The 26,594-nt window shown below is 55.2% G+C and carries 23 protein-coding genes and 1 tRNA gene; 13 read left to right on the forward strand and 11 right to left on the reverse strand.

The window, feature by feature from the left end:
• Window positions 1–93 precede the first annotated feature (93 nt).
• Window positions 94–276 (forward strand): hypothetical protein, encoded by a 183-nt coding sequence (locus HMPREF2854_RS00205; protein WP_070617443.1) that lies wholly within the window; start codon window positions 94–96, stop codon window positions 274–276.
• 159 nt (window positions 277–435) lie between these two features.
• Here the strand turns inward: HMPREF2854_RS00205 and HMPREF2854_RS00210 are convergent, their stop codons facing one another.
• Complete coding sequence (locus HMPREF2854_RS00210) at window positions 436–2,886, reverse strand: coiled-coil domain-containing protein (protein WP_070617445.1); 2,451 nt, start codon at window positions 2,884–2,886, stop codon at window positions 436–438.
• A gap of 289 nt (window positions 2,887–3,175) precedes the next feature.
• Window positions 3,176–3,263, reverse strand: a tRNA-Leu gene (locus HMPREF2854_RS00215).
• Window positions 3,264–3,408: 145 nt separating this feature from the next.
• On the opposite strand from HMPREF2854_RS00215, the gene HMPREF2854_RS00220 reads away from it, so the two are divergent.
• Both HMPREF2854_RS00220 and HMPREF2854_RS00225 read left to right on the forward strand, forming a co-directional pair.
• Complete coding sequence (locus HMPREF2854_RS00220; protein WP_070617449.1) at window positions 3,409–4,068, forward strand: HAD hydrolase-like protein; 660 nt, start codon at window positions 3,409–3,411, stop codon at window positions 4,066–4,068.
• A 26-nt stretch (window positions 4,069–4,094) separates the two neighbouring features.
• Complete coding sequence (locus HMPREF2854_RS00225) at window positions 4,095–5,438, forward strand: AI-2E family transporter (RefSeq protein WP_070617452.1); 1,344 nt, start codon at window positions 4,095–4,097, stop codon at window positions 5,436–5,438.
• 21 nt (window positions 5,439–5,459) lie between these two features.
• Here HMPREF2854_RS00225 and HMPREF2854_RS00230 read toward each other — a convergent pair whose 3' ends face one another.
• Genes HMPREF2854_RS00230 through HMPREF2854_RS00245 form a run of 4 tightly spaced genes read right to left on the reverse strand, consistent with a single transcriptional unit; the run spans window position 5,460 to window position 11,631 of the window.
• The gene (locus HMPREF2854_RS00230; RefSeq protein ID WP_070617455.1) at window positions 5,460–8,567 is read right to left on the reverse strand and encodes an error-prone DNA polymerase; all 3,108 of its coding nucleotides are present in this window, start codon (window positions 8,565–8,567) and stop codon (window positions 5,460–5,462) included.
• 47 nt (window positions 8,568–8,614) lie between these two features.
• Window positions 8,615–9,247: a thymidine kinase gene (locus HMPREF2854_RS00235; protein WP_070617749.1), complete on the reverse strand. Its 633-nt coding sequence runs from the start codon at window positions 9,245–9,247 to the stop codon at window positions 8,615–8,617.
• 30 nt (window positions 9,248–9,277) lie between these two features.
• Window positions 9,278–10,942: a Y-family DNA polymerase gene (locus tag HMPREF2854_RS00240; RefSeq protein WP_070617458.1), complete on the reverse strand. Its 1,665-nt coding sequence runs from the start codon at window positions 10,940–10,942 to the stop codon at window positions 9,278–9,280.
• Window positions 10,939–11,631 (reverse strand): hypothetical protein, encoded by a 693-nt coding sequence (locus tag HMPREF2854_RS00245; RefSeq protein ID WP_148130859.1) that lies wholly within the window; start codon window positions 11,629–11,631, stop codon window positions 10,939–10,941. The genes HMPREF2854_RS00240 and HMPREF2854_RS00245 overlap by 4 nt, the downstream gene beginning before the upstream one ends.
• 12 nt (window positions 11,632–11,643) lie before the next feature.
• Between HMPREF2854_RS00245 and HMPREF2854_RS00250 the strand changes: the two genes are divergently transcribed.
• Together HMPREF2854_RS00250 and HMPREF2854_RS00255 are read left to right on the forward strand one after the other, a co-directional pair.
• Window positions 11,644–12,174, forward strand: a complete 531-nt coding sequence (locus tag HMPREF2854_RS00250; protein WP_034507865.1) for a YbhB/YbcL family Raf kinase inhibitor-like protein — start codon at window positions 11,644–11,646, stop codon at window positions 12,172–12,174.
• A 47-nt stretch (window positions 12,175–12,221) separates the two neighbouring features.
• Window positions 12,222–12,680, forward strand: coding sequence for a tRNA (cytidine(34)-2'-O)-methyltransferase (locus HMPREF2854_RS00255; protein ID WP_070617751.1), 459 nt, complete (start codon window positions 12,222–12,224; stop codon window positions 12,678–12,680).
• A 54-nt stretch (window positions 12,681–12,734) separates the two neighbouring features.
• Here the strand turns inward: HMPREF2854_RS00255 and HMPREF2854_RS00260 are convergent, their stop codons facing one another.
• Window positions 12,735–13,211 carry a hypothetical protein gene (locus HMPREF2854_RS00260; RefSeq protein ID WP_070617465.1) on the reverse strand — a complete coding sequence of 159 codons (477 nt, stop codon included), beginning with the start codon at window positions 13,209–13,211 and terminating at the stop codon, window positions 12,735–12,737.
• 79 nt (window positions 13,212–13,290) lie between these two features.
• Here HMPREF2854_RS00260 and HMPREF2854_RS00265 point away from each other — a divergent pair, with 79 nt between their 5' ends.
• The 3 genes from HMPREF2854_RS00265 (at window position 13,291) to sucB (ending at window position 18,100) form a co-directional block, all read left to right on the forward strand.
• Entirely contained in the window at window positions 13,291–14,754 is a 1,464-nt protein-coding gene (locus HMPREF2854_RS00265) for a leucyl aminopeptidase (protein WP_070617468.1), read from the forward strand.
• 223 nt (window positions 14,755–14,977) lie between these two features.
• On the forward strand, window positions 14,978–16,351 hold the full coding sequence (lpdA, locus tag HMPREF2854_RS00270; RefSeq protein WP_186822461.1) for a dihydrolipoyl dehydrogenase: 1,374 nt from the start codon (window positions 14,978–14,980) through the stop codon (window positions 16,349–16,351).
• A 27-nt stretch (window positions 16,352–16,378) separates the two neighbouring features.
• Window positions 16,379–18,100 (forward strand): 2-oxoglutarate dehydrogenase, E2 component, dihydrolipoamide succinyltransferase, encoded by a 1,722-nt coding sequence (sucB, locus tag HMPREF2854_RS00275; RefSeq protein ID WP_070617471.1) that lies wholly within the window; start codon window positions 16,379–16,381, stop codon window positions 18,098–18,100.
• 112 nt (window positions 18,101–18,212) lie between these two features.
• On the opposite strand, the gene HMPREF2854_RS00280 is transcribed toward sucB, so the two are convergent.
• Window positions 18,213–19,526, reverse strand: coding sequence for a protein kinase family protein (locus HMPREF2854_RS00280; RefSeq protein ID WP_148130860.1), 1,314 nt, complete (start codon window positions 19,524–19,526; stop codon window positions 18,213–18,215).
• A 188-nt stretch (window positions 19,527–19,714) separates the two neighbouring features.
• On the opposite strand from HMPREF2854_RS00280, the gene HMPREF2854_RS00285 reads away from it, so the two are divergent.
• From HMPREF2854_RS00285 to HMPREF2854_RS00305, 5 genes are all read left to right on the forward strand, one after another.
• Window positions 19,715–20,923 carry an MFS transporter gene (locus HMPREF2854_RS00285; protein ID WP_070617477.1) on the forward strand — a complete coding sequence of 403 codons (1,209 nt, stop codon included), beginning with the start codon at window positions 19,715–19,717 and terminating at the stop codon, window positions 20,921–20,923.
• Between the two features lie 12 nt (window positions 20,924–20,935).
• Complete coding sequence (locus HMPREF2854_RS00290; RefSeq protein WP_070617480.1) at window positions 20,936–21,664, forward strand: DUF4191 domain-containing protein; 729 nt, start codon at window positions 20,936–20,938, stop codon at window positions 21,662–21,664.
• Between the two features lie 169 nt (window positions 21,665–21,833).
• Window positions 21,834–22,757: an ABC transporter substrate-binding protein gene (locus tag HMPREF2854_RS00295; protein WP_370870600.1), complete on the forward strand. Its 924-nt coding sequence runs from the start codon at window positions 21,834–21,836 to the stop codon at window positions 22,755–22,757.
• Between the two features lie 3 nt (window positions 22,758–22,760).
• Window positions 22,761–23,696 carry an amino acid ABC transporter permease gene (locus tag HMPREF2854_RS00300; protein WP_070617484.1) on the forward strand — a complete coding sequence of 312 codons (936 nt, stop codon included), beginning with the start codon at window positions 22,761–22,763 and terminating at the stop codon, window positions 23,694–23,696.
• On the forward strand, window positions 23,693–24,466 hold the full coding sequence (locus HMPREF2854_RS00305) for an amino acid ABC transporter ATP-binding protein (protein ID WP_070617487.1): 774 nt from the start codon (window positions 23,693–23,695) through the stop codon (window positions 24,464–24,466). The genes HMPREF2854_RS00300 and HMPREF2854_RS00305 overlap by 4 nt, the downstream gene beginning before the upstream one ends.
• 61 nt (window positions 24,467–24,527) lie before the next feature.
• Here the strand turns inward: HMPREF2854_RS00305 and HMPREF2854_RS00310 are convergent, their stop codons facing one another.
• The 3 genes from HMPREF2854_RS00310 to HMPREF2854_RS00320 are packed head-to-tail and all read right to left on the reverse strand — an operon-like array spanning window position 24,528 to window position 26,583.
• Window positions 24,528–25,241: a histidine phosphatase family protein gene (locus HMPREF2854_RS00310; protein ID WP_070617490.1), complete on the reverse strand. Its 714-nt coding sequence runs from the start codon at window positions 25,239–25,241 to the stop codon at window positions 24,528–24,530.
• Window positions 25,242–25,273: 32 nt separating this feature from the next.
• A complete protein-coding gene (locus HMPREF2854_RS00315; protein ID WP_070617492.1) occupies window positions 25,274–26,140 on the reverse strand; it encodes an SPFH domain-containing protein in 867 nt (288 codons plus the stop codon).
• Between the two features lie 17 nt (window positions 26,141–26,157).
• Complete coding sequence (locus HMPREF2854_RS00320; RefSeq protein ID WP_070617494.1) at window positions 26,158–26,583, reverse strand: NfeD family protein; 426 nt, start codon at window positions 26,581–26,583, stop codon at window positions 26,158–26,160.
• Window positions 26,584–26,594: the final 11 nt, after the last annotated feature.

The raw sequence follows: 26,594 nt of genomic DNA on the forward strand, positions 1-26,594 counted from the left end.
CACGACTGCAACCACTTGCCAGGTAATACCCCTCGGGGTATGTTCTTCTTGAGCATAACTTTCGTTCATTTCTACAAAACAAGAGGAGATAGCATGTGCCGTCCAGTTGAATGCAAGGTCTGCCACAAAACCACGTGGGCTGGTTGTGGACAACACGTTGCGCAGGTCAAGGCTTCAGTGCCCGCAGGCCAGTGGTGCAACGGCAAACACAGCGCTGAAGAAATTGCCGCGGCAAAATCCGAACGCCGCGGCTTCTTCTCCCGCCTTTTCAAGTAAAGACTTCATGCAAGGCTCCCTGAGCAACACTTCAATCTTGAAGCGTGCCCGCACACTGTGCCACAAACACCATTGGTTTGAACTGACGGAGGGAGCAGAAAAGGTCGGGCAATAATTCGCAGTGAATGATTGCCCGACCTTAATCTAGGTTGAAGAGGATCAGCCCTTCATGCGGCGTACCCTCACCATCGCGGTGCCCGCTGCTGCAAGAGCTAGGACGGTCAACGCGAGTGAAGTGGTAGCCGTTCCAGTGCTAGCTAGCGACTTGCCACCATTTGCCTTGTTCGCCGAATCCTTCGGATTCTTCGGCTTTAGCACCGAACCGGATTCACCCGGCTCGCTTGGAGCAGTTGCAGCGTCCAATGCGGCCTGAGCTTTGCGGACAGCTTCCTTCGATTCCTTCACCTTGGCTAAAGCGTCCTCGTAGGCCTGCGCTGGAGCCACCAGCTCGTCACGAGCCGCCTCTGCCGCTTCCAAAGCTTCGGTTGCGGCCTGCAGCGCTTCTTCAGCATCCTTAACCGCCCGAGCTGCAGCCTCTGCAGCTCCTTCAGCTTCTGCCAAAGCCGTCTTCGCGTCAGCTACAGCATCTGCAGCCTCATCCGCCTTCTTCTGCGTAGCCTCAGCCTTCTCCCTCAAGTCATTGAGTTCAGTGGTTGCGGCAGCCAATGCGGCCTGAGCTTCTTCAAGAGCGGACTGAGCAGCATCGACAGCGTTATTAGCCTTCTCAGCTTCTTCCTCCGCAGCAGTCACCGCAGCGTCCTTTTCGGCCTTATCGGCCTGGGCAGCCTCCAGAGCCTTCTGCGCGTCATCGCTCTTTTGCGAAGCATCCTTAGCGGCCTGCTTTGCCGCTTCTGCCTGCGCCGTCAGTTCGTTGAGTGTCTTGTTTGCAGCATCCAGGTTCTCCTCGGCTTGAGCGCGCTGTTCTGCAGCGTTCACGCAAGCCGCATTGGCCGCGGCCTTGGCATCCTGCAGGGCCTCATACGCCTGTTCAACATTCGAAACAGCCTCATTCTCCGCGTTCTGCGCGTCGTGGAGTTCTTTCTTACTGTTGTCGAGATACTTTTCAAACTCGCTGATCAGCTCACTGTACTCCGCAGTGGTGTAAGACGGAGCCTCGGGGTCTGTATAGAAGTGGAAATTGTAGTCAAAAACCTGGCCGTGGGCGATACCGTGTAGCGTTCCTGGCTTGTCAACGACAGCAAAACCCGTAAAGCCGTAGGTATCGTTCATGAGATTTTTGTAATGCCCCGTGCCCGACTTGTGACCGATCGGCTCCTGCTTGTAAAGGTTCTTTTCTTTGGTATACCAACCGTTATAAGGGTCAGAATGTCCCCAGGCGAGGTTTTCAGCCTTGATAACCTCTGCTCTGTGACCGATAAGAGAGTTTGATGCATTGGTCTGAAGCTGTGATCCCGCCATCAGCAGCGAATTGATCTTCAAATCAGTGCGACCCGTGAAGATGTCGTCGTTACGACGTAGCTCATTGCCTCGATCGATGTGCGGAAGCGTTGCCTTGAGATTCTTCAAGGTTGTCGCATCACCCGTACCATTTAGATCGGTCTTGGCAAAGAAAGCACCGTGTTCGTCAGTGTATTGGTCAGTCACCGACGTTACATCGTGCGAATTCCCCCTTGTGTCCGTGTATATTCCCCTGGTTAGAAGTTCATAAGCGCGCGTAGCATCCGGGTCATTCTTTTCGGCTCCAAGCCAGCGGAAGAATCCCGCGGTTCCCTGCTGCTCATCGTTGAGTGCCTGCTTGGCATTCTTCTGCGCGGTGTCAACGGTCTTCACCACCTCAGCCACGCGGTCATGCGCCTCGTCGAGTTTCTGTTGCGCTACCTTCACTGCAGGATCGTTCTCAACAGGACCGCACGCCTCATCCAGCCTGCCCTTAGCTGCCTGGAGAGCACCCTCGGCCTGAGTCACAGCCTGCTGCGCGTCATCACGCTGATTCTCTGCCTCCTGCTGCTTAGCGGCAGCTTCATCAGCAGCCTTCTTAGCGGCATCGGCCTTGGCCTGAGCATCGTCAACAGCTACCTGAGCCGCTGCGGCGTCCTTCTTAGCGTTATCAGCCTTGGCCTTAGCATCCTCCGCGTTCTTCTTTGCGGAAGCCAAAGCCTCCTGCTTGGCGTCAACATCTGATTTCAACGCCGCAATTTGCTCGTCGCTCGCCCGCTCGGCGAGGGCATCGTCGTACGCCTTTTTCGCGGCGTCACGCTCAGAGGTAGCCTTTTCCGCAGCAGCAGTTTTGCTATCAAGATCTTTCTGAGCCGCTGCTTGCTTCTCAGTAGCCTCGTCAAGCGTGCTCTTGGTATTTGCCAAAGCTTCCTCAGCGGCTTGAACGGCAGCCTGCGCGGCGTCAACATCCTCCTGCGCCGCCGCGAGTTTAGCCGGAACCTCCGCGTCTTGCGCTGCAAGCTCTTCTTCTGCCTGCTTGAGCGCCTCCTGCGCCTGAGCTAAGTCATTTTCCAGCTGAACCATTTCAGCGGTCTTCGCATCCGTATCGGGCGCAGACTCTGCTGGAGCAGCCACAGCAATACCACCAAATGTCAAACCGCCGATCAGCATGCCGGAAGTAATGGCAACTGCAAGGCGCTTGGTCATCTTCACTGTTATTCCCCTTCGGAAACATTTGCAACGACACCGTGTTGCAGGGCAACGTAATGCACACAACCTTGTGCTAAGGGACATAGTCCTTGCATAGACCCTGCACGCAAGGCATCTCAAGAACTTTCCATCATGCTAGCAGAGGTAGGTACAGCAACATGTGTCCCGGCACAAATTGAGATACGTCGCATTAGAATCGCCTCAAATGCTTCCGAAATTCCAGGTTGTACGCGATAACGACCGCGCCAGCGTATACAAAAGTGAGGCAACCTTTCGGCTACCTCACTATCTGTGCGCGAAGCGGGACTTGAACCCGCACTCCCGAATAAGTGGGAACTAGCACCTCAAGCTAGCGCGTCTACCAATTCCGCCACCCGCGCATCGGGGCTCTTTAGAGCAACGAGGAAAACTCTAGCATGAGATCCACATGCGGTGTCAAATCACCTCCTTGCACGCCAAATAAAGCCTTTTCACGCCGCGCGTTAGCGTACTAAACAAACCACTGCGCTTAGATAGGGTTAAAGCATGAACACTAACATCGTGCTTTTTGACTTTGATGGAACGATCGTAGACTCCGCCCCGATCATCATGCAAGCAGTAGTAGATACACTAGACGAGCTCGGCCTGCCGCCACAGTCAAGTGAGCAGCTACGAGCCTGGGTTGGACCTCCCCTATTTCATTCCTTCCGTGACTTCGCGAAAGTAGACCCCGCCCATATTGACGACGCCATCGCCACCTACCGCCGTTACTATCGTCAAACCATGTACGACGCCCCGTTCTTTCCCGGCGTTCTAGAAGTCATTCAAGAGCTTCACAAACTTGGCTTCCCCCTGGCCATTGCAACTTCAAAAACCGAAACCATGGCAAAACCCATAGCTACCCATGCCGGACTCGACCCCTACTTCAAATACGTCGTCGGTTCTACCAACGACTCCGCCCACCAATCCAAAGCGGCAGTCGTCGCAGATGCGCTAAACCTACTAGAAGCCGACGGCTACAATCGTGAAGGCGCCATCATGATTGGCGATCGAATCCACGATGTTGAGGGTGCGCACGCCAACAATCTCGACGTAATTGGCGTCCTATGGGGAGGGACCGACCAGCGCGAATTCGAAACAGCGACCGCAGCGGTTGCCACACCGGCAGAGCTAGTTGAAACAATCATCGAGCGAGCAAAGAAATAATCACCAAAACGAACTAGGCTGAAACCGTGAGTAAAGACGAAGACAGCGGCAAAATCAGGCGACTAGCATCCAGAGCAGGGGCAACCGCTCGCTCAATCATGTCGCGCAACACTACTGCAAAACACGTTGGAATACCGGCGGAGACATCGCGGCCCCTCTCCCAAGAGGCCCTGCCGCGACAGCACCGCAGAAACCAAATGCGTGGATCCTCGAGGGGCGTTCCCCCACGATTCTCCAAAGCCCACGCTCGTGGAAACTCAGACGATATTCCCACCTGGCTACGCAAGGCCGGCACCTCCGCGTGGATGATCCTCGGAATCCTCGTCATCGTAGCGCTCATCGTGTGGAGCCTAGCCGAAGTTGCCGCCGTCGTAGTTGCAATCTTCGTTGCACTCGTAGTCACCTCGATCCTGAATCCCATCGTCACTTGGCTCGAGCGCTACATGCCAAGATGGCTAGGCGAAATACTGGCCCTACTGGGTAGCACAGCAGTTTTTGGTGGCCTCATCTTCTACGTCATCACATCCGTTGCCGGACAGTGGAACTCACTTAGCAAACAGTTTGGCAATGGTATCGACCAGATCATCGAGTTTGTAAGAACCGGGCCGTGGGCCGTAGACCTCACCTCCGACGAGATCTACAACTGGGTCAATCAGACCATCGAACAAGCACGCAACTACATCGAAACCAACGCGGGCCAAATACTCCAGGGAGCACTTTCAAACCTTGGGTCCATAGCAATCGGATTCACGATCATGGCGCTCGCGCTGTTCGCTACAATCTTCTTCCTCTACTCCGGCAAAAGCATGTGGATCTGGTTCCTTAACCGGCTACCCGCAAGGCACCGCGAATCCACACACAAAGCCGTAGCCGCCGGGTGGTACACGTTCTCTGGATACGCTCGCGGCATCATGATGGTTGCACTAACCAACGGCATATTCGCGTTCGTATACCTAACGGTTCTCGGAATTCCACTTTCCGCACCGCTCGGAGTACTGGTATTCATCGGCTCATTCATTCCCCTCATCGGCGCACCCACCGCCATGGGCATAGCCATGATCGTGGCTCTTGCGTCTAAGGGTGTTTGGATGATGATCGCCGTTGGCATTGGAATCGCCCTCATCGGACAGTTTGAAGGCCACGTCCTCCAACCACTCATCATGGGCGCACAGGTTTCGCTCCACCCAGTGGTTGTGGGCATCGGCGTCACCGCGGGAACCCTACTCGCCGGCATATTCGGCGCTGTACTTTCCATTCCACTAATCGCTTCGGCGTGGGCTATCTACCAACAGCTCCACGAAGAAGACCCACCCCTTGAAGGGGATCTTCCAAGCCCCAAAGAAATCGTTGAAGGACCCTCTGCAAGCTAACCGGATTTAACACCCGCGGCGCTACCTGAAATCGCGGGACCTGCCCGCCACCGGAACAGGTAGCGCCTCAAGCTTGTCCGCCACCAAAGCGGACGCGCCACCCGGCGCGCGCTCAACAACCCCACGCACCACCAGCGCGGCCTCAGTCAGACCAACTTTGCGGAACCTCTTCCAAAGCCCCGGCGCGCAAACCACATTCACATAACCCGTTTCGTCCTCCAACGACAAAAAAATCGTCCCCCTAGCCGTGTGGGGACGCTGCCGATGCGTCACCAATCCCCCAATGCGAATGCGCCGCCCTGCCTCCACGCCCGCGATTTCTTCGCACGACAACACGCCAGCTGAGTCCAGATTCTGGCGGACTAACTCCATCGGATGGCAATCCACGCTCACGCCACTAGCCTGATAGTCCGCAACCACTGCCTCCGCCGATGTCAGTGGTTTGAAATCTGGCACGCTTCCCCACTCCAACGGCAATGTAGGTTGATAGGCTTCCTGCCCCACAAACGGAGCCACCCACATGGCCTGCCTGCGCGAATCCGCAATCCTCCCAAGCGCGCCAGCCTTTGCGAGCCTCTCCACTTCCTTCGAACTGAGCGTAGCCCGCCTTGCCAAATCCTCCACCGACGCGAACTCACCCTGCTCGCGGGTACTAATAATCCGATCAATACTCACATCGGACATGCCGCTAATAGTTGCAAGACCCAGACGAACGCGTTTACCCGCCTGCGGGGTAACCGGAGGGATCCTCCGGGTCGAATTTGCGCCCTCGAATCTCTCTACACCGGTATCCCGCAGCGAATAGTTGACATCTGCGCGCTCCACCAACACGCCGTGCCTGCGCGCGTCTTCCACCAGCGAAGAAGTCGAATAAAAACCCATTGGTTGCGACGAAATTATCGCAGCGTAAAACTCCTCTGGGAAATGTACCTTCATCCACGCCGACGCATACACGATATAAGCAAACGAAAATGAGTGAGATTCGGGGAAACCAAACTCTGCGAAACCTTGGAACGAGTCAAAAATCTGATCTGCAACTTCTCCCGTAATCCCATTCTTCGCAAACCCCTCGTATAAGGCCGGCCGCAGGCGCGCCATCATCTCAGCGCTACGCTTAGACCCCATCGCTTTGCGCAATTGATCGGCCTCGTAAGGTTTGAACCCAGCCGCGTCTATCGCTATTTGCATGAGTTGCTCTTGAAAAATTGGAACCCCCAGCGTCTTCTCCAGCACCGGCCTAAGAAGTGGGTGCCAATAAGTAACCGGTTCGAGGCCCCGCCTGCGCCGCAGATACGGATTCACTGCCTGACCCTGGATTGGCCCCGGGCGAACCAAGGACACCTCAATCACAATGTCGTAAAAACAGCGCGGTTGCATTCGCGGGAGCGTACCCATTTGGGCGCGAGATTCAACCTGGAACACTCCAACCGTATCCGCGTTGCACAGCAGGTCATACACCAACAGGTCCTCGCTCGGCAGGTTGTACAGGTTGAAAGGTTTCCCATCAGTTCCCACGTGTCCTGCATCGCGAAGTGAATCAAACATTTTCCTCAGCGCCGTGAGCATCCCCAGACCGAGCAGATCAAACTTCACGAGCCCAGCTTCCCCGCAGTCATCCTTATCCCACTGGAGCACGGTTCGCCCCTCTTTACTGGCCCAGGCCACGGGACAGATTCTTGAAACCGGCTCGCGAGTAAGCACCATCCCTCCAGGATGAATACCCATATGACGGGGCAGCTTTGACATCTGCGTCGCAATACCTACCACCTTTGGATCCGGCTTAACCCCCTCTAAATTCTTCACCCAAACAGCTGCCACCTCACCCGGATACCCAAACGCTTTTGCCGCATCTCGAAGCGCTGAGCGAGGCTTATAAGAGATCACATTCGCCACCTGAGCTGCATACCGACGCCCGTAACGCTCATAAATATGTTGAATCACCACCTCGCGCCTACCCGCCTCAATATCGATATCAATATCGGGAGGTCCGCTACGCCCCTCTGATAAGAATCGCTCGAACAACATCTTGTGCTTAACCGCATCCACAGCCGTAATGCCGAGCGCAAAACAGACAGCTGAATTAGCTGCCGAACCGCGACCTTGACACAAAATATTTTCAGTTCTACAAAAATCAACGATCTCTTTAACTATCAAGAAATAGCCTGAAAACCCCAGCCTTGTGATCAAAGAGAGTTCGGAATCAATCTTCTGCCACGCCTGCGGATTGCGTGCCCTACTGCCGTATCTTTCTTTCGCACCTTCATACGTTAAGTGGCGCAACCAGCTGTCATCATCAAACCCATCGCGAACGTTTGCGCGCGGCAGGTGCGGAGCAACTAGCCGCAGATCAAAAGCAAGCTCTTGCGCTAGCTCGGCCGCATTCTCTACCGCCTGCGGATGGTGCCTGTGAATTCGCAGCATGTCTCTAGCTGAACGAAGAACCGGAGGGAAAGCCTCTAGGTAAGGCTGCGCCTGCTCTAACGTGGCTCCAAGTCGTATCGAGCGGAGCACGTGAGCAAGTTTCAAAGAACTAACGTCCGCGACTCGAGCTCCTGTTGTTGCCACCAACCGCAGTCCCATGCGCTCAGCAATACGCGCCAGATAATGGGCTTCGCGTTCTTCTTCATCCGGAGTTGAAAGAGCTGACTCTATGACCACATTCCCAAACAAATCACGAAACCTACCTGCCAGCATGGCCGCTTCATCTATACCGCGGCTGTTCAAAGCTTGACGGATTGGGCCTCGCGCAGTTCCTGTAAGGATCGTCCAGTTTCCCGAAGAAAACTCTGCGAGCTCATCAAGGGTTAAGACCGTGTCCGTGCGCCCTGTTTTAGACAGTTGGAATGCCGATATGGCATCACAAAGCTCGTGATAGCCCTGCACATTATTAGCGAGGATTGGCAGATGATATCCGCCTGCAATCCTGATTTCTGTTCCCTGTACGCTCGCGATCCTGTTTTCTCTGGCGGCAACACTAGTTTGTACTGCCGAAAACATGCCGTCATAATCAAGGATTCCAATGGCATCCAAACCCAGTTGCGCTGCACGCTCAACCATCACTTCAGGCAGATTTGCCCCGTGAAGGAACGAAAATGCGCTATGCGCGTGAAGTTCTGCGTAGGATGCCACCCACCAATCATATCGAACAAATGTTCGACACTCGCATCTTGCCTCACCTAATGATCGGAAGAGAGGCGACCCCTCGACTCTTCCAAATAGCAGTTTCCACACAACGACTCGTAAGTAACCGCTACCCCATCAATCGCTACCTGGTCTCCGTCGAAAACGAATTGATCATCCACTTTGCGACCGTTAAATACTGCTTTTTTACCGCAGCGACAAATAGTTTTAAGTTCTTCAACCGAGTGCGCGATCTCCAGCAAACGCCGAGCCCCTGGGAACGCTATGGTTTGGAAGTCAGTTCGAATGCCGTACGCAAGAACTGGAACGTTATCCAGCACCGCGATGCGAAACATATCGTCAACCTGTTTTGGTGTGAAAAACTGAGCTTCATCAACAAGTAATGCCGACACGGGCTTGGCTGCCAAATTCTGCATCAGAGCGTTAGGATCAACCCCTGAGGCTATATTCAAGAAAACGTGGCGCAGATTCTCATCTTTCCCAACCAGCATGTCTACTTCGCGCATAACACCTAGCCGAGAAACGATCTGTGCATCCCCCTTGGTGTCAACCGACGGCTTAGCAAGTACTACCCTTTGTCCGCGCTCTTCATAGTTATAGGCGGCCTGCAGCAACGCGGTTGACTTTCCGGAGTTCATCGCCCCATACCTGAAATAAAGCTTAGCCACAGCACGCACCTTCCTCTTTCCTCTACTGAACTAATACCACAATGCAGCGAGCATCCACTCACCCGATCCCCATTTAATAAGCACACGCGGCGCCCCTAGGGGCACCGCCACGAGCCACGCCCTAGGTGCAGACACCTCATCCTGCCCATCCCACCACCTACCAAGGATGGGCCATGGGCCGCGCACGTCAGAGAGAACGACCTCCTCTGCCGCGTGCAACCCAACATCTAATTCCGCTACTTCCTCAGCATTAATAACCATGCTTCGAGGCGTGGCGTTCAGCGTTCCATCCGGCCGCAGCTTGACCGCTCTTCCACCTTCATCAAACAGGCGCGCAGGCAGAGGTTTTTCAAGCACCGTAGCGGGAGACTCTTCTTTCAAACCCCCGACCCACGCATCTTGGAACGAAGCGTGATTCTGCCATTTTTGAGGCACACTCCACTGCTCCCACGCAGCTGTTTCCAGGGCGGCGCCCCACTCGGTTTGCGCCACCCTGCTAAGAGGATCAAATCCTGGCCGCACTCGCGGCTGTAGCACCCCATCCAAACCAACTAACGCCTGAAGCCTGAAGGCCACCGCACCAGCGCGAACATCGCCCTCACTACGGTCTGACCACAACTGCTTCGCAAGATGATCTATCGGAACCAGATCTCGGGCGGTCAGAACAATTTTTTCAACCCCAAATCGTTCTTGCGAATACTCGCCCTCCATGGACGCTCCAGATCTAGCCAACTCATCAATCCAAGATTGGACTTGCCAACGAGTTCGATCAACCAAATCGCGCGGCGCCGGGAAATCCACTATTGCCCAACGTCTGCTTCTCTCAACTCTTCCCGTAGCCCCCAAAATAGTTGCGGTGATATCTACCTCATTTGTAGCTACCTGCTTTGCTACCAGTTTTTCAACCAGACTTGCGGATTGCTCCAACAAATACCCCAAAGCCACCCCCAAATCTGCCACCGGGGTCGGAAACACAACAGTTTGCTCGACAAATTCTTCGGGTGCACGATCAGCTTTATGAAGCGCGTCAGTCTGCCACAGCAACCTGTACAAGCTCTGTCCGACCTCGCCAAAACGAGCCAGAACATGTCCCGCGCCAAGGGCTCGCAAATCACCAACCGTCCTAACCCCCAGGGCAGCGAGAGAATCCAACGCTTGATCCAGACTGCTTTCCTTTTGGGACATAAGTGGCTTTAAGTGTCTTAGCGACAAATCGCTCACGCTAGATTCACCAGGATCTACAACGCCGTGCAGAGCCCCCACCCAGGCCTGCAACAGCCCTTCACCAATCCCCACATAGCATTCACTTCCTGTCTGCTCCGCGATCACGTCAACCACTCGTTCACACAGCGCCTCCTCACTACCAAAAGTGCGCGACGCAGAAGCGGGAATCCAAGCTATTCCGGGCTTCACCATGCAAACGGTTGCCGACACTTCTCCCAAAGCATCAAGCACGACGTTGAATGCCCTTAGCGAACGCCCCGGATCACTTGGCATAACTAAAAGCCCGTCACACAAATGCTCTGCAAGGACTCTTCGCATTCCCACCGCTACGCCCATCGCACGAGCTTCGCGAGTCACGTGAGTTACCCGCCCCGCGGCAGACACCAAAGCAGCCGGCGCCCCCGGAGGACAATCGATTGCCAGCGCACCCGTTTCCCAATCTGGGAAAAACACCACAGCTAAACGAGTCATACTGCCCTCCTGACCAAACCGAGAGAGCCACCAGACTCGCCATTTCTCGACTGTACGTACCAGGGTTTAGAAACCGAAAGCCAAGGCACGGTAGTCAAAACAGACGACCTTCTTGACCTAGCACGCCCAGCAAGTGCTCTTTGATTTTGGGCTGACAACGGAAGCGGCCCTGCAACCACCAGATCAACCCCATCGATCAAAGCCGCCAACACTTTAAGAGGCTTCTCTTTTACCCGCGGAACAAAAATAACCTTTTCGAGCGGGACTCCCTTCTCTAAAGCCGCGCACCAACCAACGTTTTTAATACCGACAATGCCTATCCACTGACCGCCCTTGCGAAGGCTTAGCATCGCTTCAAATAAGGCCTCATTTCCACCACGCACATGCCACACGTTGCCCGCACGCAAAGGCGCAGGCGAAACACCCACCGCAGTTTCCGCCTTAACAAGACTCAATCGCGCTTTTTCTAAACGCTGCTTCCGCTCAAGTGTTTGAGCCTCCACCGTTTGCCCGCTTCCTCCCCCAAGAGTTTTCGAACATCTGTTCGATAGTGTATTGCAGGGGTGGGACAAGAAAAGTGGAGATAATTCATTTCGGTTTCGACAAACTTCAAAATTGACACAACAACCCGCATTTATCGCGCAAATACAGTCGTAGGGATAAATTGAAAGTGACCTTGGCAACAACAATAGGAGCTCCAAATGGACCTTGATTCACGCCCAATAGCACCCCATCCCGACGAGGCCCTGCCAAAACTTCCAACTTTCACGCTCAAGTCCAACGCTGCGAACGACATGCAGGTTATGCCCGCGGCCCAAACCGCCCCGGGAGGGTCCGTATCACCCCATCTTTCCTGGAGCGGATTTCCTGCCCAAACCCAGTCTTTCTTCCTCTATTGTTTTGACCCCGACGCGCCTACTCCGGCCGGATATTGGCATTGGGGAATTGTTGATATCCCCGCTGAGATCACCGAGCTTAATGAGGGCGCGGGAGAATCCGATCTGCATCTAGAGGGGCCGGCTTTCCATCTGCTAAACGACGCGGGGCAAGCCAGCTATTACGGAGCCAACCCGCCCAAAGGTGACCGCGAGCACCGATACGTATTCACCGTATATGCGCTCGATACCCCCTCTCTAGGACTGGACGACGACGCCACTATTACCACGGCGTCGTTTAACGCCCTATTCCACGCGCTTGCAAAAGCATCATTGACTTTGACTTTCAAGCAGTAAGTTTCCCCGGCTTTCCTATCGTGGAGCACGCACCTAAAATGATGGGCGTGCTCCACGTAATATTTTTTGAACCCAGAATCCCGGGAAACTCTGGCGCCGCAATACGCCTGTCTGCGTGTACCGGATCCACGCTTCACCTAGTTGATCCGCTGTTCGACATGGACGACACGAAGCTTAAGCGCGCTGGACTTGACTATCATGATCTGGCTCATGTTCGCGTGTACGAAACTATTGATGAAGCCTTGGAGCACGTGCCCGGCTCGATCTACGCTTTCACGGGGCATGCCACCATCCACTACAACGATGTTCAATACCGAGATGGGGACGGCCTGCTGTTTGGCCCCGAACCAACGGGCCTGCCAGAAGAGATCATGGATCACCCGCGCGTAACTGAACGCGTGCGCATTCAAATGACGCCGGGAACCAGATCACTAAACCTTGCAAACTCGGCTGCTATCGGACTCTATGAAGCTTGGCGCCAGCTCGACTTCCCAGGGGGAATGTAACCTCCGCACCTCTGCACGTGGATAGAATTTCAGTCCCTATCGGATAGGAGCTCCCTACTTGCGGTCAAAACTCTCCGCGATCTCCACAATCCTGCGCGGATTCGTGAACCAGATCCATACGAGTCCGACCACGGGAAGGATCAGTGGCGCGTAATAATAGCCGGCACCAAAGTTAGCCCACATGTTTCGAATAGCGCCGATGTCAGCAACGCCCAGGCTGATGATGCCAGTGGACAGAACTCCGGCTAGCTCAACTAACAAAGCAGTCCAACCGATGATGCGCATTCGCCTGCCATTATGGGTAATCGCAATAGCTATCAGCACGTAGCCGAGCGCAGCAATAAGAGATAGCACGCGCGGGCCGATTGGCTGATTTGAAAAGGTAACGAAATCAACGAAAGACGTGTAGGTAAAGTAGGCCGCGAACACCCAAAATACGGCCATAATAACTCGTCCACCCCCGTAGGAAGTGCTTCGGTTATCCGTTGCTGGCCGCGGCCCCGTTTCTGGCGCCCGCACATTATTACGCATCCATACACCTCATCTTTCGGGGCTATTTTAGCGAAAACGGAGTTCTTGCGTCGATTTACCTTGCGGATACGATAGAGGCATGACAAATATCGATTTCATTTTTGACAACGCGGCGGACGTTGAAACTGACCTCCTGGTTGCTTACTACTTTGAAGATGGGGCCAACGTTGAGGTTCCCGGCCTTAACGAGGCGGCCAAGGCCGTAGATGCAAAGTCTTCTACCGGAGCAAAGACCATACTTCCAGGCAGTGGAACCAAGGCGCGCAAGATCGCCCTTGTAGGTGCTAAAGCCGACGAGCTTCACTCACGGCGCAACTCCGACTTCTCCAATGGCATAGAGCTTGAAGGCACCGGCATTCACCGCCACCTCGCCGCCATTGGGACCCGCGGCGAAAACGTAAAAAACGTGGTTCTAGCCGGAAAATATGAAAATGAGGACGATGTCATCCAGGCGGGCATCGGCGCACTACTAGGCAGCTACACCATTCAAAAGTACGGGGCTGACAAGGTAAGCGGACTCGAGCAACTCACAATCCTGGCGCCCAAAGGTCTTGACACCCACGCCGCAGCAAAGCGCATCAAAGTTCTTGCTTCTTCCATGATGATGATCATGAACCTAGTCAATCGCGCCCCCAACGATCTCTACCCCGCAAAGTTTGCTACTTACGCACAAGACGCCGTTGCAGACCTGCCCATCGAGGTTGAGATTTGGGATGAAAATAAGCTTGCTGAAGAAGGTTGCGGCGGTATCCTCGCGGTCGGCTTGGGCTCTGATCGCGGCTCCCGACTGGTCAAGCTCAGCTACGCGCCGAAGGCCGCAAGCAAGAAGATCTCCTTGATTGGCAAAGGCATCACGTTCGATTCCGGCGGTATTTCCATCAAACCTGCCAAGGGCATGGAAGCCATGAAGTCTGATATGACTGGCGCGGCTACAGTACTCGCAACCACCGTTGCTGCCGCGGTTTTGGGTCTGAACATTAAGATCGACACCTACCTCGCCCTTGCAGAAAATATGCCCGGTGGTCGCGCCCAGCGTCCTTCCGATGTCATCACTATGCGCGGCGGAAAGACCGTTGAGGTGATCAACACTGACGCCGAAGGCCGTCTGGTGATGGGCGATGCCCTCGCGCTCGCGGCAGAGACGGACACCGACGCAATCGTTGACGTCGCTACCCTAACCGGAGCGCAAATCGTAGGCCTGGGTGAACGCACCGCCGGCGTCATGGGTAGCGCCAACGTGCGCGAGGCGATCGTATCCAGCGCCGCCAAGGTGGGTGAAGCCATGTGGAGCGCCCCACTTCCGTCTTATCTGCTCGACTCATTGAAGTCGGACGTAGCTGACATTGCGAACTCGGGGACAAGAGCAGGCGGAATGATGGTTGCGGGCATATTCCTGCAGGAGTTCGTAGCCGACAAGCCATGGGCTCACATCGACATTGCTGGCCCGTCCTACAACGACGGCAGCCCGTGGGGCGCCAACAACAAGGGCGCAACTGGAATGAGCATGCTCACTCTCGTCAACTGGGCTGAGTCACTCGCCTAAGGTAACGACCCTAAAATTCCACCTCGCCCAATCTAGATTAACTTCTTTTTAATCGCGATTGGGCGAGGTTTTTACGTGTCTATACCCCGCTCCGTTCTTGTTGCATAAGGCACAAAACAAGGGCCGAAAATGTGATCACAAAAGAGGTAATCGTAGACGATCAGTGCGAGAATGAGCGGTAAGTAATGACTCTAGGTCAAAACTCGCATAAGGGGAGAATCACGTGAGTGAAGAAATGTACGATTTGGTCATCCTCGGCGCCGGCTCCGGCGGCTACGCAGCCGCCTTGCGCGCTAGCCAGCTTGGGCTAAAAGTAGCTCTAATCGAAGGCGACAAGCTTGGCGGCACCTGCCTGCACCGCGGTTGCATTCCGACAAAGGCATACCTGCACGCAGCAGAAGTTGCCGACACAGTTAAGGAATCCGCCTACTTTGGCGTGAATTCTAACTTCGACGGAATCGACATGAACCGCGTCGCAGAATACCGTGACCAGACCATTAACCAGCTCCACAAGGGTCTGCAGGGCCTCATTAAGATGCGCAAGGTCGACTACGTGCAGGGTTGGGGCAGGCTCACGGGAAAGAACACCGTTACCGTAGATGGCAAGGAATACCGCGGCAAGAACATTGTCCTGGCCTCCGGCTCCTACTCCAAGACCATTCCCGGCCTCGAAATCGAAGGTAACGTGATTACTTCCGAGCAGGCCCTGCAGATGACCTGGGTTCCGTCTAAGGCAATCGTGCTTGGCGGCGGCGTCATTGGCGTTGAGTTCGCGTCCGTATGGGCATCCTTCGGCGCTGAAGTAACCATCATTGAGGGCTTGGACCGACTCGTTCCTGCTGAAGATGAGGCCATCTCGAAGAACCTTGAGCGCCAGTTCCGCAAGCGTGGCATTGACTTCAAGACCAAGACCATGTTCGAATCCGTCACTCAAGATGAGTCCGGTGTTCACGTAAAGACGAATGACGGTAACACCTACGACGGCGACATTCTGCTGGTAGCCATCGGGCGCGGCCCGGCCACTGCAAACCTCGGTTACGAGGAGCAGGGTGTCAACATGGAGCGCGGCTTCGTGATCACAGATGAGCGTCTGCGCACCAACGTTGAAGGGATCTACGCGGTTGGTGACATCGTCCCCGGCCTGCAACTGGCACACCGCGGCTTCCTACAGGGCATCTTCGTTGCCGAAGAGATCGCTGGTTTGAACCCCGAACCAATCGTCGAATCAGGTATTCCTCGAGTAACTTTCTGCGAGCCTGAAATTGCCTCCGTTGGCCTAACCGAAAAACAGGCTAAGGAGCAGTACGGCGGCGACAAGATTGCCACGCAAGAGTTCAACCTTGCCGGCAATGGTAAGTCCCAGATCCTGAATACCGCTGGCCTGGTAAAGCTCGTTGCACTCAAAGACGGTCCTATCGTTGGCTTCCACACCATTGGCGCCCGCATGGGCGAGCAGATTGGCGAAGGCCAGTTGATTGTAAACTGGGAAGCGTACGCTGAGGACGTGGCCAGCATTATCCATGCGCACCCAACTCAGAACGAGTCCATTGGAGAGGCGGCTCTGGCCCTCGCTGGCAAGCCGTTGCACTCAGCCTAAGACCCACTACTTAAGGAGATACGTAAAGTGGCACAAGAGATTAAGATGCCAGCTCTCGGTGAGTCCGTCACCGAAGGCACTGTAACCGAATGGCTTAAGCAGGTGGGTGACACCGTCGAGGTAGACGAGCCCATCGTCGAAGTTTCTACCGACAAGGTTGACTCTGAAGTTCCCTCCCCCTACGCGGGCAAGATCGTCAAGATTTTGGTTGAAGAGGACGAAACTGTTGAAGTTGGCTCCGTCATCGCCCTAATCGGTGACGAGGGTGAAGCAGAGGCTCCCGCACAAGAGCCGGCTCCGGCCGAAGAAGCACCGGCTGAAGAGGCCCCGGTAGCTGAGCCGGCACCGGCCGCACCAGCTGCGCAGGAGTCCCCGGCCCCGTCGCCAGATGGCGAACTTATCGAAGTTAAGATGCCGGCCCTTGGCGAATCGGTAACCGAAGGCACCGTTTCTGCGTGGCTAAAGGCAGTTGGCGACAAGGTTGAGGCCGACGAGGCCCTACTGGAAGTTTCTACCGACAAAGTCGATTCTGAGGTTCCCTCCCCCGTCTCTGGTTTCCTCGCTGAAATCAAGGTGGACGAGGACGAGACGGTGGACGTTGATACCGTTGTTGCGGTCATCTCCACCGGCTCGCCTGTCGCGGCAGATGCGGAAAGTAAACCCGAGCCGAAGGCTGAGCCTGCTCCGGCACCGGCCCCAGAACCCAAGCCAGAACCTGCGCCTGCTCCTCCGGCTCCAGCTCCGGCCCCTGCTCCTGCAGCACAGCCTGCACCTGCCGAGGAGAAGAAGCCCGAACCAGCCCAGCCTGCTCGCGCTGACATTTCCGCCTCCGGCAAATACGTCACCCCTATTGTGCGTAAGCTTGCAAAGGACCTCGGTGTTGATCTAGCTGATGTAACCGGTCAAGGCATTGGCGGCCGTATCCGCAAGGAAGATGTCTATGCTGCCAAGGAAGAGGCAGACAAGCGCGCTGGCGCCGCCGCTACGCCAGCACCTGCTACTTCGAAGAGCAAGGTGGTTGAAGACACCACGCTACGCGGCACCACGCAGAAGATGACTCGCATGCGTCAGGTTATTGCCGATCGTATGATGAGCTCACTGCAAGGATCGGCTCAGCTAACCACCGTCGTAGAGGTTGACGTGACCCGCATCGCGGCGCTACGCAAGCGTGCGAAGGCATCGTTTGAGGCTCGCGAAGGCACCTCGCTGTCGTTCCTCCCGTTCTTTATCAAGGCGACCACGGAAGCACTCAAGATGTACCCGAAGGTCAACGCCGAGATTAAGGGCAAGGAAGTTGAGTACTTCAACTACGAGCATATCGGAATGGCAGTTGACACCGAACGCGGCCTAATGGTTCCAGTTATCAAGGATGCTGGCGACTTGACGCTCTCGGGCATTGCCCGAGCGATCAACGATCTCGCTGCTCGCTCGCGTGACGGCCAGATCAAGCCGGAAGAGCTCTCTGGCGCAACCTTCACCGTTACGAACACCGGTGCGATCGGCGCGCTGTTTGACACGCCGGTACTCAACGCGCCGCAGGTTGGCATTCTTGGCGTTGGCCGCATCGTCAAGCGTCCGATGGTCATCAAGGATGCGGACGGCAACGAAACCATTGGAATTCGCTCCATGGTCTACCTTGCCCTCACCTACGATCACCGCCTCATCGACGGCGCTGACGCAGGCCGCTTCCTCACCGCGATCAAGAACCGCCTCGAAGAAGCAGAGTTTGAGGCCGAGCTTGGTCTCTAACCTCAACTAGCTATGGGGCAGTCCGATTATCATCGGGCTGCCCCATTTTTATGCCAGGACTAGTTTGTGTTGATTGCGCCAAAGCGCATTTGAGAAGCCTCCCCCTCACCACTTAGAGCTGTTCAGGATCCATTGAGGTAACATCACTTACACGCCAAGGCGGGCCGGTGAACGTGAGCTTCAACCGACTAGCTGGCTGGGCCTCAACCACCTCGCAGATATCTTCCTGACACCGCTCATGTTCGTTTTGGGTAAAGGTTGCCAGCACTTCTAACGGGGAGCATTCCACGACCTTCACATCTGTTACCGCAGTTGCTAGGTTTCGGATCTCTATTCCCGACTGCTCGATGCTCTCAATCAGCTCAGCATCTTTTTCAAAAACCTTGCTGTCGGGATCGACCACGGTCTCTAGTAGTGCTCTATCAGATGTCACTATCGCCCTATTTCGTTTTGTAGTCAGATCCGAGACGACCGACTGCGCCTCACCAGACGAAGGGCAATGGACCACGGAGGTCTCCGCTTCCTCAACCGATGTAGCCACGGGCACTGGCGCCACCGGCCGGAGCCACCAAAAACCAAGCGTGGCCATACCTACAATCACAAGCGTTGAAGCAACCGCGATTCGCGCCCGCCCCTTTCTTCGCGCCCGCGCATGCCGCCCTCCCGGACGCTCATTTAGAACCGTTTGCGCCATAGAGGTCTCTTGGCGTAGCAGATCTCCCGCGTCCAGCATGGACGCATCGGACTCCACCGCAAGCACAGCGCCTCCGTCGTGTCCCTTAAGGTCCGGCGATTCCAAAATCTGTTCTATCGAGAGCCGAGTAGCGGGATTTGCGTCCAACGCCCTCTCCGCAACCGCTCCAGAAAATCCCAGTTCGCGAGCTAGAGCTCCCCACGCCCAGACATCGGCTGCCAATGGGTCTGTACCCTGCTGACCCTCCAGCTTCTCCGGCGCAGCAAACCCGGGCGTGAAACCGGTACCCAGCAGGTGGTCAACCAGCACAGCCCCTGCAGTTCCCACAACCACGTTCGCACTTGAAACATCACCGTGAGCCAATCCCACCTCGTGCAAATCCTTCAATCCTGAAGCGACGCTACGCAGCAGTGTGCGCACCCGATTCTTTGTATTAGCTCCCGGCAGTTGTATCCACTGGTTGAGTGGCACGCCCTCGACCAGCGAGGTGACAAGCCCAACTCGCGCCCCGTCGGGGACAACATCAATCAATCGCGCAACAAATGGACTTTCCAAGCGCGAGAGAGTCTCCAGACGGTCAGCAAGAGAGTCCGCCTCATCCCGTGCAACAAAACGGATCAGGCAGGCTTCACCGGTTTTTGTAGTTGCCTGCCATATCGTGCCCGAGGACGACACGGTGAACGGCTGAATAATTTCATAGCCCTTGATGCTCATGAGATAACTCAACCACATTACGCCAATCCCCTCACGCACAGGGGCGCGCCTGTGGATTACTTGCGGTAAGCTTGGAAAGCTCACGCGAAAGCGTGACGCCCATCTGCTTTTTACTCAATGGGGACCCCACTGTTTTAGTGAGTGCCGCTTTGGCCGGTTGGATGAGTAAAAACCCGGGTGGGTAAGCAACTTCGAAATCTAGAACAATGCATTCATCCCCTTTTAGAGCGCTCGGACATTACCGGGTACTCCCCCAGCTAACGGGCTGGAAAACACTCGTAATCGCTTTTGCAGCAAGAGCCCCTTACGCAATGCTTCCCCTGGGTGTCATGACCGCAGTCACGGCCAGCACCGGATCCGTTGCACAAGGCGGCGCCGCCACGGCATCCACCGCAATCTCCACCGCAATCGCGGGACCTTTGATCGGTAAATGGGCTGACCGTAAAGGTCAGTTTTTGCCGCTACGGATACTCACTCCTATTAATGCGCTGGCGCTTCTACTTCTATTTCTCGCGGTACAAACCGCTACCGCTGGGCTTCCCCTGTTCCTTGCCTGCATGGCAGTAGGATTCACGTCTCTTCCCATCGGATCTTTCACCCGATCCCGCTGGATCCATCAGACCAACACGCCACGAGAACTCGGTGCGGCCTTATCGTATGAATCCATGGCGGATGAGCTCGTATTCGTACTTGGCCCCGCCCTCGTTGGTATTGCAGCCACAGCCGCATTCGAGTCCGCACCGCTATTCCTCGCATTCCTGCTGGTTGCAACCGCAGGAATCGCCTTCGCGCTCCTTGCTCCAAAAACAAAGCCGGCCGCGCAGGCCGCGGACAAACAGGGCCCTGGAGTTGGCAGAGTGATACTTGCCGTCACTCCCGCCATCATTGCCATGACCGGTATTGGAATGCTGTTTGGCACCACCCAAGCTGCAACCACGGTTCGGGCCGAACTGCTGGGACACCAAGGGATCGCTGGCCTCGTATACGCAGCAATGGGAGTCGGCTCTGCCATCATGGCCATCTTGACCGTCGCCATCCCTGAACGTATAAACCTGCCCACTCGCCTGCTTATAGGTGGCCTGGGCATTGCGGCAGCGATGAGTCTGGTGGCACTGGCGGGCGACCTTTTATCGACTGCATTTCTACTAACCCTTGCAGGCTTCTTTATTGGCCCGGCGATGGTTACCGCATTCACCTTGGCGGAATCACTTGCTCCCCGAGGGGGCATAGCGATAGCGATGACGTCGATGCAATCATCAGTAGTAATTGGCGTTTCCATCGGGTCCAGCTTGGGTGGCATTATTGCCCAAAACTTCCATGACAAACCGACATTCTTAGCCTCGGCTGGAGCGGGAATCTTGGTTGCGTTGGTAGGCTTTATCCTGAACATTCGTCAGCTGTCCAAAAGAGGGTAAACTGGGGCCATCATGGCTAAAAAAGAAAACGAATCACGCACACCTGTTGCGGAGAGTAAACCGAAAAAGCGCCGGTGGTATCACAACCTCTACGACGCTTACAAGATCACCAAACGCACGTTCCCGTGGGTAAGCTGGCTGATACTCGGAGCAACCATTGGTGTAATTGCCCTATTCGTGGTCTTGGGCATCTGGACGAAGATGAATATTTATATTCTCATCTTCTTGGCCGCCACGCTCGTTGCATTCGTGCCAATGGCTATCCTTGCGACACTCGTGAAGAAGGCAATGTACCGGCAGGTCTCCGGCACGATTGGTTCCGTTTATGCGGTGCTCTCGCAGATCCGCAGAGGTTGGATAGTTACGCAAGAACCCATCGCCGCCAACCGAAACCAAGATATCGTTTGGCGTCTGGTTGGACGGCCCGGTGTTGTCCTCATTACCGAGGGGCCAAACGCACGTGTTCGCGATCTTGTTGAGCGCGAGCGCAAACTGGCCCAAAGGGTTGTAACCAACGTTCCGGTACATATCATTCACGTAGGCGAGGGCGAGAACCAAGTGAAGCTCGAGAAGCTTGAGGCTGAGCTGCGCAAGCTTCCCAAATCGCTACACCGTAAGGAAGTTCCCGAGGTTGCTAACCGCATTCAAGCCGTCTCCTCTATTGCCAAACAGGGCGGCATGCCTCACGGCGTAGATCCGACGAAGGTAAAAATGTCTCGGCGCGCACTGCGCGGGAAGTAATCTTTTTGGTAACTGAATATTTTTTATCTGCCGCCGAGGTTCTCGGCGGCAGATATCATTTCTGATGCGTATTACAAGTCACATCAAATAAACATTCACCAGCTTGCATATTCATTCACTAATGGCAATACTTATACATGTTGAAAGTTTTACATCTAGGAGTTTTGCCGTGAAGACACAAAAGATGCTCAGCATGGTTGCGGTAGCCACACTTGCTACTCTTTCCCTTGCAGCCTGCTCTGACCCAGACCAGCCCAGTGAAGAAGCGACTGCACCTTCCGATTCGGTTGCCAAGTTCTACGACATCGACTCGATTGAAACGCAGGCTGACATTGCCGCTCTCGTGCCCGAGGAAATCAAGGCTCGCGGCGAGCTCCGCAACGGCGCTTCAACCGACTACGCACCCGCAGAATTCCGCGACACCGACGGCCAAACTCCCATCGGTTACGATATTGAACTCGTCAAGGCACTAGCCAAAGTAATGGGCCTATCAGAAGGAACCACTACCCACGCTGAGTTTGCAACGATCATCCCCGCGCTGGGCACCAAGTTTGACATCGGCGCCTCTTCCTTCACTATCACGCCCGAGCGCATGGAACAGGTCAATATGGTTTCCTACGTTGAAGTGGGATCCTCCTACGCTGTAAAGGCCGGTAACCCGTCTGGATTTGATCCAAGCAGCCCGTGTGGCAAGACCATTGGCGTTCAAACCGGTACCTACCAGCAAACCTACGTAACCGACCTATCCGCCGAGTGCGAGGCAAAGGGCGAAGCCGCTATCAAGATCATGCCTCACGACCTCAACACCGATAACGTGACGAAGCTTGTGGGCGGCCAATACGACGCGGTGCTGTCAGACTCGACAATCACAGGTTGGGCAATCGAATCGACGAATGGCCAGCTTGAGCAGGTGGGCGAAGTAATCGAGTCCGAACCGCAAGGCATTGTCATTAACAAGGAGGATGCTGCTCTTACCGAAGCCATACAGAAGGCACTGCAATACCTCATGGACAACGGCATTCTCGAGGACATCTTGAACCTCTATGGAGCCGGCGACGCGGCACTTTCTAAGGCCGAGGTCCCGGGTAAGTAATCCATGGATAACGTAAACCTAATCCACCCCCGGCCGGTACCCCGGCCGGGGCGCTGGCTGTCCGCAGCAGTAGTAGCCATCCTCGCCGCAATGGCGATCAACTCCCTGGTTACAAACCCTAATTTCCAGTGGCCCGTTGTTGGACAATGGCTCTTTTCTAACACGATCATGACGGGCGTGTTCTACACGCTAATCCTCACCATTATTTCCATGACGGTTGGCACCATTCTGGCGATCACCATGGCAATCATGCGCCAATCACCAAACCCCATCCTGCGTTACGTCGCGTGGTTCTACATCTGGTTCTTCCGTGGCACCCCGATCTACACGCAGCTGATCTTCTGGTCGCTACTTCCCACGCTCTACCCGCGCCTATCACTTGGTATTCCTTTTGGCCCGGAGTTTGTTTCTTTCGAAACCGCAACCGTGTTTACCGCGTTCTGGATGGCGATTGTAGGCCTGTCCCTAAACGAGGGCGCTTACCTGGCAGAAATCATCCGCTCCGGTCTTAATGCTGTGGACAAAGGACAATGGGAGGCAGCTACCGCGCTCGGCATGAAACGCGGCCAAATTCTGCGCCGCATCATTTTGCCCCAAACCATGCGGGTAATCATTCCGCCGATTGGCAATGAGACGATCTCCATGCTGAAAACCACCTCTTTGGTGGCGGCTATCCCGTTCACGCTCGAACTTACCTGGGCAGCGCGTGACAAGGGCATCCAGCTGTTCGCCCCCGTTCCACTGCTCGTAGCAGCCGCCATCTGGTACCTGTTCATCACCTCCGTCCTCATGATCGGACAGATGTATCTGGAGCGCTACTTCGGTAGGGGCTTCGACGAGCAAGCGGGCAAGAATGCAAAAAGGAAGCCAACCAAGCAAGATCTCATTGGCAGTGCACAAACCACGCAGAACAACCCATTTATGGACGTGACACCATGACAGCAATGATTGAGATCAAAGACGTACACAAGTTTTTTGGCGACCTCCACGTGCTCAAAGGTGTCGACATGACCGTGGACAAAGGCGAAGTGTGTGTGCTTCTCGGCCCCTCCGGGTCCGGTAAATCGACTCTTCTTCGCTGCATCAATGGGCTGGAGAAGATCTCCGCTGGCCGCGTCTACCTCGAAGGCGAACTCATGGGCATGCGCGAGGTTGAGCGCCGCGGCAAAATCGAGCTCCACGAGCTACGCGACAAGCAGGTGACCGCGCAACGCTCACGCATTGGCATGGTTTTCCAACGCTTCAACCTGTTCCCGCACATGACTGCCCTCGAAAACGTCATGGAAGGCCCCGTGCAGGTTCAGCGCGTACCAAAAGAGCAGGCAAAAGCTGAAGCTTTGGAGCTCCTTACGCGCGTTGGGCTGGCAGACCGGACGGACCACTACCCTGCCGAGCTCTCCGGAGGACAACAACAACGCGTAGCCATTGCTCGCGCTCTGGCAATGAAACCTGAGCTCATGCTGTTCGATGAGCCCACTTCCGCCCTCGACCCCGAACTTGTGGGCGAAGTTTTGGAAGTTATGAAAGACCTCGCAAAAGACGGCATGACGATGGTGGTTGTCACCCACGAAATTGGCTTCGCCAAAGAGGTGGCGGACTACCTCGTGTTCATGGATGACGGCAAGATCGTCGAAGAAGGCGATGCTCGCACCATCATCGAAAACCCGCAGCACCCCAGGGCGCAAGAGTTCTTTGGCAAAGTCCTCTAAGATCCTCGATCTGATACAACAAAACCCGGTGGCTTTTCTACGCGCCACCGGGTTTTGTTGTTTAGTTAGATCGCAACCCTGATTCCTTTGGGACCACCGGGCCACCGGTCAACTCATAGGAATCCAACGGCCTATCCGACCAGGTCACTGCCTGCCATGGGGCTCTATCTTGCATCCAGTTTTGGTCCGCGCCCTTCCATTCCAACACTGTGGTTGCAGCGTTTTCCATAGGATAGCGGGCCACCAGCTCGCGGTTATAGTCCCCCGACAGCGTTGCAGAGATCACGCGAATAATAGCCCCGTGAGCTACTAAAACCACTGTTGCCTCGGGCCCGAACTCCTCACGAGCCAAGCTCAGCGCCTCGGTGATTACCGAACCGAAGCGCGCCCGCGTCTGCCAGCCGTCCTCGCCGCCTGGCATTTGCCAGTCGAGGTCTCCATCGATCCACGCGAGTACCGCACTCAAATAGGTGCGAATATCTTCGCCCTTTGTAGACATCTCGATGTCGCCAGCAATCACCTCCCGGATACCCTCACGTACCAACGGTGTCAGCCCGTACTTTTTTGCCAGCGGAGCTGCTGTTTGCAAAGTCCGGTTCAGCGGCGAAACGTAAATCACCGACGGTTTTGACCCCACGAGTTGCTCAAAATTATCCGCCAGCTCCTCAGCTTGCGCCGCGCCCACCTCATCGAGATCAGCACCGGGCATCGCGGTATCTAGAGCATGCGAAATATTGGAAGGAGTCTGGCCATGACGGACCAAAACGAGACGCAATTATCCTCCTAGAGATAACCTTCTTCTGAAAACTAGCTTTCTTTACCAGTGAAACCAGTAGAGATTGCGCTGAGCGCTGCAGTCAGCTCGGTGGGCACAACCCACACCTTCGAGCCCTCGCCCTTCGAAAGCTCTGGAAGCATCTCCAAATACTTGTATGCGAGCAACTTCGGATCAGCATCACCGCGGTGAATAGCTTCAAACACCTGCTGGATGGCGCGGGCCTCACCCTCAGCTTCAAGCACTCGAGCCTGCGCGAAACCCTCCGCACGAAGGATCTCAGACTGCTTTTCACCCTCGGCTTTCAAAATCTGCGACTGGCGTACACCCTCCGCAGTCAAAATAGCGGCACGCTTATCACGCTCCGCACGAAGCTGCTGCTCCATTGCCTGCTGAATCGAGGGTGGCGGATCAATCGCTTTCAGTTCAACGCGATTGACTCGAATACCCCACTTACCGGTGGCCTCATCCAACACACCGCGCAAGCGCGAGTTAATGTCATCGCGGGAAGTTAGCGTCTGTTCGAGGTCCAGCGATCCAATCACGTTACGAAGCGTTGTAACCGTGAGCTGTTCGATTGCTGAAATATAGTTCGCAATCTCATACGTTGCACTACGAGGATCGGTCACCTGGTAATAGATAACAGAGTCAATCGAAACAACCACGTTATCCGCTGTGATCACCGGCTGCGGCGGAAACGAGGTTACCTGCTCGCGCAAATCAACCTGCGAGGCAACACGATCGATGAACGGAACAATGAGATGCAAACCTGCGTACATTTCCGTGTGGAAACGACCGAGGCGCTCAACTACAAGTGCGCGCGACTGCGGGACAACGCGGATTGCCCGCACGACAATCACGACCACCAGCAGTAGCAAAACTATAGCTACATAAGGCATGGGTGCCTCCTAAAAGATCAGGATTTCAAATCTACAACGGCAGTAGCCCCATCGATCTCAGTGACGATGACGCTCGTACCAACGGGAATCTCCCCAACATTCGTGCGCGCCGACCAGATTTCACCGTCCAGGCGGATCCTGCCATCGTGCTGATCAACAGGCTCCAGCACTGTAGCGGTTTGTCCCACCAGAGCGCGAACATTGGTTTGAATATTTGGAGTGTGACGCTCCATGAACGACTTGGCCCACGGCCGCACCAACAGTAGGAGCAGGACGGCCACCACGCTAAACGCGACCAGCTGCCCCACCAAACCAAAACCGGCGTAGGAAATCAAGCCCGCAGCAACAGCTGCAAACGCAAGATTTATGAAAATAAAATCGACGGTTAGAACTTCGACCACGCCAAGACCAAGCGCGATAACAAGCCACCAAGCAAGGGTCATATGCAATCCTT

Source organism: Actinomyces sp. HMSC075B09 (genome assembly GCF_001812395.1).
Taxonomy (GTDB): Bacteria; Actinomycetota; Actinomycetes; order Actinomycetales; family Actinomycetaceae; genus Gleimia; species Gleimia europaea.